This window comes from Candidatus Cloacimonadota bacterium (assembly GCA_020532355.1).
Lineage (GTDB): Bacteria > Cloacimonadota > Cloacimonadia > Cloacimonadales > Cloacimonadaceae > UBA5456.
The window spans coordinates 1-13,101 of record JAJBBD010000069.1 but is presented as its reverse complement, the minus strand read 5'-3'; the positions used below and the strand labels follow the sequence as shown (position 1 = coordinate 13,101).

The window sequence follows — 13,101 nt, the reverse complement described above, 5'->3', positions numbered from 1 at the left end:
TGGTTATAGCAGCGAGGCAACACCTGTTCCCATTCCGAACACAGCAGTTAAGCTCGTCTGCGCCGATGGTACTGCATGGGCAACTGTGTGGGAGAGTAGGTCGCCGCCATCGCTAACGCCTTTCTTGTGTCTACAATGAAATAATGTAGTTAGGAGACCGGTGCACATCTATATATAGCAGATTTCTATGCACTAAGTATCGGTTTGATAGGCTTTTATTGAGCGCAACTCTACTCACCCGACACTTTTGTAGTACGGTACTCCATGCCCCAATTATTCAAATGTCTTACACACCTTCTTCACATGAATCTTTATCTCACAATTAGGCATACTTAAGGGGGACATGATCCCTTATCTACGGGATGATCCCAGCTTGAACCATGTTTAATCCTCCGTTATAGCAATGGGCGAGAAGGGGGGGGAGCGGATTTTGCAATGCGCATGGGGAATTTTAGCTGTCGTTGAGCAGATACATGAGACCGCCACACATCCACATATAGCAGATTTGTATGTACGAAGTACCGGATTAGTGGTTATTTTGATCACAACTATGCCCACCCAGCACCCTTGCATTATGAAGCTTCGACCCATACCCGATTATTCAACGGTCTTAGTTAGGTAAATTCATCTATTACCTCTTTAACTGATGAAAAACTTGACGTAGATGTATGGCTAACACCAAAGAAGGAACTAAAATTGTAAATCAATTTATAGGCAGCATAATCCTAAAACTAGTTCCAATATTCAGTGTGCTTTGTACCGAAATAGTGCCACGGTGTGCAGAAATGATACCGTGGACTACGGGTAATCCTAATCCTGTTCCCAGTTGCTTATCTTTAGTGGTAAAGAACGGCATGAAAATTTTGTTCTGAGTATCTTCATCCATCCCGCAACCAGTATCTGTGACCTCAATAATAATGGAATTCTCCTTAAAACTGGTACTAATAGTAAGGGTTCCTCCCTTTGGCATTGCCTGCATAGCATTCACAATAAGGTTCACAATAGCTTGGTGTATTTGAGTAGAGTCGGCAACTATTATGGGAACATCTTCCTGTAAATTGTAGATAACATTGATATTTTGTTTTTTACATCCATTTTCTAATAGATAAAAGCCTTCTTTAATGAGTTTATTGATATTAGTTTGAGATTCACGGGGAGGTACTTGTTCAGAGAATAAGAGTAGTTTTCTAAGAATCTCTTTAGCATGTTTAGCTAAAGATATGATATGATGCATATCTTGTTTTGTATCTTCAGTACAATGCATGTTTGAATATAGTTTGTTGGTTGTATCAAGAATAGAAGTAATGGGATCCTCAATTTCGTGGGCAATTACAGCAGTAAGCTGTCCAATGGTGGCTAAACGATCTGCATATCGTAAATGTTCTCGCATTTGGATATCGTTTTCATCTACCTCCCGGCGTTCAATAACCACAGATAATTGCTGGGCAATTCCCTTAAGCAACTTCACTTCTTCCTGAAGAAACTGTACGTTTGCACTTTCTAAATAACAAACTTGCACAAAACCGCGTTGTTTTGAATTAACTACAATCGGCACACTAATAGTTTCTGAACTGGGTTCTAAGTTATCAGTTTCATACTTCAGGTTATCGATAACAATACGACATCCTGTAGCTGAAGGGTATTGCATGGAGCGGGGGATTATTTTCAACACTTCTGCGATAAACTCTTCAAAAGAGAGCTCATGGCGGTTGGAGATGTCGGAAATATTGTATAGACAAGTTAGCTCTTTTAAGCGTTCACGCAGGGCAAAAATGGTTTCTGCTGCACTCATGGTATAATTTTCATAATCCATATATCCTCCCGGAAAGAGCAAAGAAGTTTCAAACCCCATGGTAATCCAAGGGGTTTGAAACTGTCAATGCTTAATTTATATGAGTCCTTGATCCATCATTGCATTTGCCACCTTAATGAAGCCGGCAATGTTCGCTCCTTTCATGTAGTTTACGAAATTTCCGTTTTTCCCATACTCCACACAATGTTCATGGATATTTACCATGATGTCATGAAGCTTGCTATCTACTTCCTTTCGGTTCCAATTCAAGCGCATAGAGTTCTGGGTCATTTCCAAACCAGAAGTTGCAACTCCTCCTGCATTAGCGGCTTTACCGGGACCGTAAAGAACTTTAGCATTAAGGAAAACTTCCACTCCTTCCAGGGTTGTAGGCATATTGGCTCCTTCGGAAATGCAGATACAGCCATTTTTGAGGAGAGTGCGTGCTTCTTCACCATTTATCTCATTCTGAGTGGCGCATGGGAGGGCTACATCACCGGGTATAGACCATGGGCGTTCTCCAGGATAGTATTTAACGCCAAATTCTTCGGCATATTCACTAATCCTGCCTCTACGGATGTTCTTTAGCTCCATCAAGTAATCCCATTTTTCTCCCTTAATTCCTTCAGGATCATGAATAAAGCCATCAGAATCGGATGCAGTGATTACAATACCACCCAGTTCATTTACTTTTTGTATTGCATATTGCGACACATTACCACTCCCAGAGATCAAGACTTTCTTGCCCGCAAAATTTTGACCTTTGGTTTTTAACATCTCCTCAGCAAAGTAGACGGTACCATATCCTGTTGCTTCTGGTCTAATAAGGCTTCCTCCCCAATCAAGCCCTTTTCCCGTGAGTACGCCAGTTACTTCATTACGAATCTTTTTGTACATTCCGTAAAGAAATCCAATTTCCCTTTTTCCTACTCCGATATCTCCGGCCGGAATATCTGTATCGGGTCCGATATGGCGAAAAAGTTCAAGCATAAAGCTATGGCAAAAACGTTGGACTTCTTCATCTGACCTTCCCCGCGGGTTAAAATCTGAGCCACCTTTTCCACCTCCCATGGGCAAGGTTGTTAGACTGTTCTTAAAAATCTGTTCGAAACCGAGGAATTTGAGGATGCCCAAATTTACACTGGGATGGAATCTTAACCCACCCTTATAAGGGCCTATGGCGCTGTTGAACTCCACTCTAAAACCTCTGTTTACTATAACTTCACCGCTATCAGTATGCCATGGCACTCAAAAAATGATGATACGCTCGGGTTCCACGATTCTATCCAGAATCTTGGCTTTTCGATATTGAGGATTGCTGTCGTAGACATCCCAAATTGAATCAACAACTTCGGTGACTGCTTGAATAAACTCTGGTTGGTCGCCATTTTTAGCGCTAACCAAGTGTAGGAATTCGTGCTTAGTTATAATCACATACCTCCTGTGACGTTTTGTTGGTTTAGTAGGGTTTCTTTCTACTGTAGCAAAATTTCTTTATTTAGTTTTTTATTTCTTCTTAATCACGGCATTTTTCCCATCGAATAAAATCTTGATAGTTTGAGGAATCTTGCATACTTTAAAGAACTGATTATCAGTTTGTTGCGCATAGTTCTCAAGATATGTCCAATCGATATAATCCTTGTTTTCTTGTACCGTAAGATATGCTACACCCATGCTGAATAGATTGTGGAAAAAGTGGCTTCCATGACTTGCTTCGATACTCATATTGGGTAATACAATCTCAACTATTGCGGCTGCTTGAGTGATTTGGCTCCATACTACGGGGATACCTAAAAAACGATCAGAAGATCCCCATCTTCCCGGAGCAACTAAGATATATTTTGTTCCTTGGGCTTTTAAAGTAGAGTTTATCTGCTCTATTTCCAGAGCCATTCTTTCAGTTTGTACAATGTTGAAGCGTTCTGTACTTAAAAACACAATCGTATTGATCTTTTCTCGAATATCGCTACCCAAAGCATATGAAGAATAAAGGATTAGCTCATCACTTTTATTCAGATATCCTTCCAGGGGTTCACTATAAAGCATTTTATTTACAGAAATGGGACGAATTTGCAACAGGCTGAATACAGCTTTTTTGCTAATGCTATCAACATCGAAAGCAAACTCAATTTCGGCTTCACAGCCGAGCACATTTTTACCCAATTCCAGAAAGTCTTGCAGAATACTTGCCAGAGGATATGCTTTATAATGTAGGATATTGCGGTAGGTAATTATGCGAGGCCCCTTGGTATAAGTGCCACTTAGAAATTCGTTGTTATTATGATCCCATACCGAAGTAAGAAGTTGAAGTTCGTTATTTAATATGTCCGAATTTATTTTAACTCTTTCAAGTGCAGCCGCCTCATCATTGCTTAGGTCAAAATCCTGTTTTTGAGTGCTTAATGCAAAGAAATACCGTTGAGCATTTTTCACTATATCAACTGGGGGGAACATATCTTTATTGGGAAATCGGGGACAGAAGGCAAAGGTTCGCCCGCGCTCAACCGCATTCTTTCCTAAACCGGTGGAAAGAGTTACAATACCTTGTTCGTGTTTCATTCCGATGCCAGGATAGTAATTATAGCTTTGAGCAACCCCAGAAATCAAGGGAAAGAACATATTATTATGATAAGATCCTGCTACCTTTTGAATAATAACAGCCATTTTTTCTTCTCGAGCGGGGATATTTAACGACTCTCGGTAAACACGAGCGCTTTTGAGAAACATTGATGAATAGACCAATTTAATGGCATGAATCAGTTGCTTAAGACGTATATCCAAATTTGGATGAGCATTTGGCAAAATAAAGGTGCGAAACACTCCGGCAAAGGGATTTGTAATGTGATCTTCTAAAACACTGGAAGAGCGCACAGCCAAAGGGAATTGGCATTTATCAACGATTTGTTTCATTTGCTCTAAGGCATCTTTAGGCAAATCGGCTTGTACAAATTGGATATCTATATCGGCATCTGTCATCTCTTCAAACCTATCAAAATCTATCAATGTGGGATTTTTATAGATAAACTCGTCGAAAACGCTGGTTGCCAAAACTGCTGCCACAGGAACAGTTATCTGCACTTCCGGGTATTTATTGCTGATATCACTAAAGCGATTAAGCATCACGTTCAAGAACGCCAAGCCTCTACCTTTTCCGCCTATTGAGTCTTCACCTATTTTATAAATAAGAGGAAGCTCAAAATCTGCCTCTAAAGTGAATTCCTGTATCTTCTCCCGGCGTCTGTAAGCGATTAAAGATTCCAAGGAGTCACACAGTATGGAGCGTATTTGAGATGCCGTAAGATCTTTGGGCAAATCTGCTAGCATTTTACAGAGTGAAATTTCCACATGAGACGATAACCAATGGCGGAAGTGATTGTTTTGCCAATGATAAATCAGTGAAGAATCCGGTACTTTTTTGATGGCGTGATGAAAACCGATGATGCTGTATGCTTCAGCTATCTCGGTGCGATCTGGAAGTCTAAAAGTAAACTTGCTCAATTGAACCTCAGTTTTGAGCCATTGCAGCAATTGCCCCGATAGTCCCGGAATATCTTTGTAGAGGAAATCTCCTTCATTGCTGCTAACAATATCTTTATATAGAGGATTGAAGGATTGTAACAGAAAGGGAAGGTTATTATTGTCTTTGCGAATACTTTGTAAAAGTTCAATGCCACCATCACGATGACTTCGTCCACGATAGTTATAATTTACGTTACTAATTATACCAATTACAGATAATGGATGTGCGTTGTAGATTGCCTTTGCCTCAGCATAGTCGTGAACCAGTAGTATGCGTGGTCGAGCATTTTGATAAAGGCTTTTATTTATCTCTTGATGCTCCGAACGAATTACCGAATAGTTTAACAGCATAACTTGTTCGTAAAGCAGGGGCAAAAACTGTGAGTAGTAAGGGATGAAAGTTTCAACCACCAAGATGATGGGCACATTATAGATTTGCGAATCGTGATCTATATTCTTTTTCTCTTCATATTGCTTGATGATAGCCAAGAAGAGCTTTGAATCTCCATTCCAATAGAAAAAATCCTCTACTTCATCCAGTTCTGGAAGGTGATTTTCGATGAACATGAGATCTTGGGGCACACCCAGCAGTAAATAAACCGGCAATGAGTTATCGTATGTTTTTATTCGATTGAGTAAATCTAATGCGATGGCACGCTGAGAAGCCAGATGAATAATTACCAGATCAATTTGTTCTAATTCCAATAGTTTGAGAGCACTATGCAGTGATGAGGCATGAAAGATGTTGGGAAATGTTGAAAGATTAAGCAGGTAAAAATCTTCGGCTACCTGTTCTGCCAAAAAGCCATCGATCTCAAACACAAATGAATCATAAAGAGATGAGATAAGTAAAACACTATGAACGCGAATGGGCATAAGCGATTCCAACAGTTCATTCTCTAAAGCCCAAAAATTTGCGCTAATAGCCAAGTGTTTGCCTCATCGTATCATATACACATTATTGCCTCATTTATGAATTACGGCAAGTCCTGTTTTGCCATCCATCCTCACAATAAGAGGATGGTCGAATTGAAGATGCACAAAGTAATCGCCTCGTTCGTTACAAGGCTGCGCTTTTAGCCAGTTGATATCTATAAAATCTGTTTTCGAAACAAAAGGGATGGTAAAATATCCCACATTCATCGCCACCAAATTGTGAAAGAAATGAGTGCCTTGGCTGGATTCCACTATAAAATCTCGTAAACCTGTTTCCAGTATTACCTTAGCACGATTTATCTGTGGCCAGCGCACCGGTATACCCAAGAATTTATCACGCGATCCCCATCTTCCCGGACCTATCAAGATATATCGTTTACCTTGTTTTGCCATTGCGGCGTTGAATTTCTCAATCTCTTCCTGCATTTTATGAGTTTTAGTTTTATCGAAACAATCTGGATCTAAATAAATGATATCGTACAGATCCTCAATTGAACCATTACCCATTCCGTGTTCGGTATACATCAAAAGCTCTTGTTTATCTAGTTTATCTGCTTCTATATGATAAGCATCTGTACTAACGGATAAAGGGCGGATTTGCAGGATATAGAATGTGGGTTTACCAGCTATGGAGTTTTTTTGGTCCAGATTGACAGCAAATTCTATCTCAACGGGGATTCCCAAAGCGATTTCGCCAATTTCAAGAAGCTCTTCCACGATTTTTGCCAAGGGGAAATAGCCATACTTAAGAATGCTAGAGAAAGTTAATACTTTAAGTCCTCGTTCTTGCAGATTGTCGGTTAAGCGGTAATTCTCGTAATCCCAAACAGACGCTAAATACTTGATTGTTTCATGCTTTTCGGCATCCTTCAAACTTAATTTTGCCAGCGTTATCTCCTCACCTTTGGTTAAGTCAAAATCGTTATTGGCAAGATCCAAAGCAAAGAATTCTTTTTGCGAATTGCGCACCATTTCCTCTTGAGGCAACATATCCAATTGCGGATACTTAGGGCAAAAGCGATAGTTTAGCTTACCTTCAACAACAGACTTTCCCAATCCTAGAGCGATATTGGCAATGCCATCGGTGTGTTGCATATGTGAAGTGGGGTAGAAGTTGTAAGATTGCGCTACTCCCGATATATGTGGATAGTAATAATGCTCTCCTTTCAAAGATCCTACGGTTTCTTGGATGATAACTGCCATTTTTTCTTCTTCAGCTTTGAAGTTAAGCGAATCTAAAAAGTTGCGCGCATCGCTCAAAAACACCGAGGCATAAACCAGTTTAATGGCATTCATCAACTGTCGTAAACGCTCACTTGCCAGTTCATGATTATTAGGCAACATATAAGTACGATAAACTCCTGCCAAGGGTTGAGCTTGAGAATCTTCCAATAAACTTGAGGAACGCACTGCAATAGGGTATTTTACATGCTCTAGATATATCTTTAACCGCTTAATTAGCGTATCGGAAAGCTTTGCTTGAATGAACAGCTCATCTATCTCTTCATCGCTCATATTCTGAACTAAATCCATAATGGAATTCCGCTCTAAGAATTGATCGAACTCATTGGTGCCAATGATAGCAGTAGAAGGCAAAGAGATGGCAGTGTTTTCAAATTTTTTCTCGTAGTCCATCGTGCAGAGAAGTGCATTTAAGAAGGCAAGACCTCTGCCTTTGCCACCTAATGAACCTTCGGTTAAGCGGATTATCTGATTCATCTCCGCTAAGGATACTGCATCAAAATTGATAATCTTTCCTCTATTTTTCTCGATCCTTACTGTTCTAAAGATGTGATACAAAAAACGTCTCAATTCATCTCTGGAATCAAAATCTTCGATTTTCATGGGGCGGATTTTTTTGGCAATTTGGACCTCTCCATGCGCAATTAGCCAGTTTGAGAAATGGTTAAAACGGCTGTGAAACTCCAAAGAGTCTTCTTGTAACTTTAATATCTTCTCCTCAAATTCTGCAATATTAGTGGCTTCATCAATCACTTCGCCGGAAGGACTGCGAAAGATGAAATTGCCAAACCCCAAACTAAATACCATATACTCTCGCAAGTTTTTGAACAGATGCTTGGAGTTCTTGTTTAAAAAATGAACTCCCAAATCCTTAGCCATTTGTTCGTTTTCATCTTCCGAAGATTGGAGGATCATGGGTAAATCTCGGTTCTTCTTGAGTATCTGATTGATCAGTTTAAACCCCGCTTGAGCATGTACTTCGCCATTAATTCGAAAACGTACATCCGAGATTATGCATAGCATATATTCTTTGTATTTCTCATAAAGTCTTATGGCTTCCTCAAAATCATGTGCCATAAGCACCTTGGGGCGGATTCTCATTCGAAGATGTTTGTTGATATCGCTAACTTCTTCCTCAATAAGCTTTTGAGTTTGCTTCATGATTACCGAGTATAATGATGGCAAGAACATCGAATAATAGTGTACAGAATCTTCCACCAGTAAAATTACCCTTACTAAGCCGTGACTGGTATCAAACTCCACATTCATTGCATCTTCCACGTTCTTAACCATCGCCAAAAAGAGTTTAGTATCTCCATTCCACAAAAAGACATCATCTATATATGTACGTTCTTCAACATGGTTTTCCCAGATGAGATAGTCCGATGCCACATTGAGCAGTAATAGCACGGTAAGATCGGGTTGAGCGGCTTTAACTCTTTTTGCCAATTCAAAAGGTCCAATCTCTCCGATGCGCATCATGGTAATAACCAAATCATAAGAATGATGTTTTAACTTTTCAAGAGCTTCTTCGCCCGTGGGAACAGATGTTATGCGAGGGGCTGTAGATAGATTTAACTGCCGGTATTCACCAAATATTTGCTCCGAAAGTCTGCCATCTTGCTCAAAAATAAATGCGTCATAGAATGTGGAGACCAAAAGAATATCACGTACCCGTCTCTGCATCAGTTGATGAAAGATATCTTCACCGAACTTAAATTTGTTGTAGTAGTAGTTCAGTTCTTCCATTTTCATATTCGTACCTCAGTTTGGGAGAGCATCTTATGTTTTACAAGGAATCATCTTGAACTTTGTATATGCTGTCAACAAAAAAATATCGTTGCCATATTATGTTATTGGAGATATTTATTACGTGTAACAGTTTTGAGCAGAGAAAAAAAGTCCACTGCTGAGGGAGAAGCAGTGGACGTAGATGGATGTTATTTGGGGTATTATCATTAGGGTTTCAAATACATGAATTCCGGATTAGTGTATTCCGGTAGATCTTTATACCAATCGGCGTAAGAAGTGCCAGAGCTTTGTGCCCAATCCTTAAACTTATTATAGGCTTGAGATATTTGTGCTTTTTCGATAGGGTAAGTCCAGCTTTGAGGAATATCTACAGCCCAAGGAAGATTTCCGGCAGTTTTATACCAATTACCTTCAGTGCTGGCATCATCTTGTGTGCCCAGCATATCAGTTGCCATTCTAGTAGTTGGCGGGTATCCCGGTAGATGAACTTCTACCGAGCGCAGACCATTGAGAAAAATAAAGGGGTTGTAAGGCGGCGATGTTTCCAACAGGGAAATAGCCATGGGACTTTCAAGCTTATAGTGAACAGAAAAATCCACCGGCTCAAAATATGTGTCACTCATCTCTGTATTGATGAAAGCATTTGGTACTTGAGGTATGAGGTCGAAGGCGCTATTGAAAAATCGCATTACTGCAAAAGGTCCGTCGTCTTCCATCTCGAATAGAGCATCATGGCTGGCATGGATTTGGGTGATATTTGAAGCTTCAAATGGAACTTGGACGGCAAAGCCATTAGCTCTTCTGGCTCCTATACCGCGTAATTTGTAGCTCATCTCCACTTTCTTAACCCTGTTTCCTGGCTGAGTGATCTGATTGTAATTGTAATCTACCACCATATCGTTAAAATCGTAATCTCCAGTATTGGGCCAAAGGTCTTCAAAAGCCAGTGTTCCCCAAGCATCTGCACCATAAGTATAGTTGTTAAATGCCAAATCTGCATCATCGGGATAGTCGTCGAAAGCATCAGAAATCCCATCGTCATCACTATCGATAGGTGTATCCATAGGAGGAATTGATGATAGATCTGCAGCTTCTATGGGATTAACAGTTAAAAAGAACACTAAGTCGTTGAAATCGTCATCGCTCTCAGACGTGCGAGGGAGATCCTCAAATCCTACTACAAATCTTTGCGAAATCTGGTCAAAAAGCAGTACGCTGTGTTTCTTATTTTCCGGATCTGTTTCCGGATTTAGAGCGGGATCGGAGTAATAAACAGGGGCACTTGTGCTTACATTTGTACCATAGCCTCCCCTAAAACCGTTGGCTACCAAAAACCACCCCATAGTAGTGCCAGGCTCAAACACTCCCAAATACACAGTATCGCCGGCAAACATTTGTCCTCCGCTACCATAAAGTGATGCATTGGGCATTACTATGTTTTTTGATTCAATCTCGGATGGACTTGTCGGCAGATTCCCGGTAGGATAGGTATAATAGCCCAATGAGTTCAAATATCCGGCTCCCTCATGCACAAATGTTAGCCATACTTGAGCAGTCTCATCTAATTTTAGATTCACCTGATTTGAGGTTTCCATATATTGAGGATGTGTGATGGGTAAAGACGAACTCTCCGGTAGAGTTGCATTCAGGCGCTCAAAAAAGTCTGCTTGAATGGATACATTGTTCATTGGGTAAGGTCTGCCCTGAGAGTTAAAACTTAGCCCCGGCAAGAAAGACCACGCTTTGGAATTATTCTTTCTATAGTCGTTGCTAATGACCGATTCATCAATTGCTCCACCCAAACTAAGCACTACACTACTATTGTTTATGGGTATTTCGTACACACCCATATAGCCTCTTGCCCACACCTTTTTTACCGCGGTAGGCAGATTCATTACAGTGTTATACTTTCCATCCTCCAAGGTAACACCCTTAGCTAAAGGCGTACTATTAGGTTCCGGATAGCTATCAAAAATCTCGAACACAACTCCCTTAATTGGAGCAGAGCCATTATCAAAAAGCTCAATTTCAACCGCAACCTGATGACTGGTTTGCCAGTTGAAATCCGGTGATACTGTGATATCCTTAATTGGCACATACGCATCATTCTCATTTTCGGAACATGCCGAAAATGCAATAACCATAAAAATGGCGATTACAACAAGTTTCAATATGTTTTTCATATATATTAGTCCTATGTATTATATTAACTTGGACATGATATCCGAGTGAGCGTACTTGTCAAGCAGAAGTTTTCAAAAATGCAATTTTTCAGGATCGGACAAGGCGAGTTATTTTCCGCAAGTGGGTAGAGATAAGATAGCGTGTAGTTTTTAGCCGATAGCGTGTAAGGGCATTTCTTCGCTCTTGCTTGTATCGCTGAGGCATTAGTGAAGTAGTTAGAGCTGGTAAACGATACTTTTCTGTGTTTGCCCATGCGATAAGTTTTTGAACATAGTCGTAATAACGTAATGCCGAGAAAGTCCAATGCTGCCAAGGTTTGGGGCTTAGACCAAAATGTATGCAAGCGGCATTGGGATCTTTATCCATAAGGTATTCACTGGTAGCTGGCGCTTGGGAAGAAAAGGCAAAAAGCGAGTTTATTACCGATTCATCGGTCATGGAGTATGCAATGCTTTTCTTATTATACACACCGAAAGTATTTTCTGGGATTACTTTTAGCATCTGCTGTTTCCATAATTCCACAAAGGAAAGATGAGTCTTATTTAGCACAAAACAATTTGTCTGATATACAGTCTGAATACCAGGTTCATCCAGATCATTCACATCTTTTTGCCATATATCCAGCACTTTTTGGGGAATTTTTCCCAAGGTATCATGTTTTGTGTAGAGGTTTCTATATACGCTAAAGTTCTCATTTTCTTCTCTTATGCGGATTTGCAGTTTGTTATCGGGACATACGAAAAACTTTTCCAAGTTTCCACTTACCACACAGTCTGCATCCATCCATACCACAATGTCTGTTTCCGCAGTATCGATTGCCATTGGTTTTTGGGTGCAGACACTGCGCATATCTGTTTTATGGACGGGAAAAACTTCAGTGCCCGGAATGCTTTGTAGGCATTTAACATCTCGTTGAGTGAGGTCGTAACCTAATATATGGTAGGCACATGTCATACCATGATAGCGCAGGGATATACCTAAAAGCATTGCCCCCCACACAAAATTTTGGTCACAGGCTGTAACAACAGTATCACGTGTTGGCATCAGGATATCTTCTCGCTTAAGACCATTTCAAGGATCTCAGATTGTGCATACGCTTCTGTTTCCAAATGATTGGTGAGTAATTTGGCAAAGGGCTTAAAAAACGCCTTGTATGTACCAAATCTACTATTGTATTGAACTTATTGTGCATAATATTTTTAATATTAATACCTCAGAGCGAGCCTGCTTATATTGCAGAAACCCAATCAGCCTATATCTGCCAGGATACATACTTGGTAACTATCTATTTATCAAGTTTTAAAGCTTATGTGTAATTTGTATAAAAGACTTACTTAGTCAAGGAGAAAAACCTGCAGCGCTCCAAAATCATGTGGAAATTGTGCCACATATCGGTTTATCATCTTACGCTCTTTATGTCTTAAGAGCATGGATATTGCTTGTCTGAGTGAGTAGAATCACAAAAGTGAAGCGCGACAATAAACTCCTTGACTAATAGTTATAACATATTTACTTTGTGGCGTTGCAAGTATTGCACTCTGAACTTGAGGACAAAAAACTATGTTAACAATGATTATCCAATACCGAATATTAGTATCTCCGGATCTGGATTCTGTATTAGCAAGCTTTGGTATTTCCGCGCAGGATTTTGAGCGGATAACGATTGAGCAATTGGC

5 protein-coding genes, 1 rRNA gene and 1 pseudogene are annotated in these 13,101 nt (G+C 40.1%); 1 reads left to right on the top strand and 6 read right to left on the bottom strand.

The genetic code is table 11. The features are described 5' to 3' along the window. Window positions 1-112: ribosomal RNA gene (rrf, locus tag LHW48_02280) — 5S ribosomal RNA — on the top strand; the annotation flags it as partial. Between the two features lie 591 nt (window positions 113-703). Here rrf and LHW48_02275 read toward each other — a convergent pair. The 6 genes and pseudogenes from LHW48_02275 to LHW48_02250 all read right to left on the bottom strand — a co-directional run bounded on the left by LHW48_02275 (window position 704) and on the right by LHW48_02250 (window position 12,469). Next, a complete protein-coding gene (locus LHW48_02275) occupies window positions 704-1,813 on the bottom strand; it encodes a hypothetical protein (protein MCB5259287.1) in 1,110 nt (369 codons plus the stop codon). A gap of 75 nt (window positions 1,814-1,888) precedes the next feature. Then, window positions 1,889-3,220, bottom strand: a pseudogene (gdhA, locus tag LHW48_02270) (NADP-specific glutamate dehydrogenase). A gap of 78 nt (window positions 3,221-3,298) precedes the next feature. Further along, entirely contained in the window at window positions 3,299-6,241 is a 2,943-nt protein-coding gene (locus tag LHW48_02265; protein ID MCB5259286.1) for a PEP/pyruvate-binding domain-containing protein, read from the bottom strand. Between the two features lie 36 nt (window positions 6,242-6,277). Further along, entirely contained in the window at window positions 6,278-9,244 is a 2,967-nt protein-coding gene (locus LHW48_02260; protein MCB5259285.1) for a hypothetical protein, read from the bottom strand. 203 nt (window positions 9,245-9,447) lie between these two features. After that, window positions 9,448-11,424, bottom strand: a complete 1,977-nt coding sequence (locus LHW48_02255; protein ID MCB5259284.1) for an LruC domain-containing protein — start codon at window positions 11,422-11,424, stop codon at window positions 9,448-9,450. An 88-nt stretch (window positions 11,425-11,512) separates the two neighbouring features. Further along, a complete protein-coding gene (locus LHW48_02250) occupies window positions 11,513-12,469 on the bottom strand; it encodes a hypothetical protein (protein MCB5259283.1) in 957 nt (318 codons plus the stop codon). Window positions 12,470-13,101: the final 632 nt, after the last annotated feature.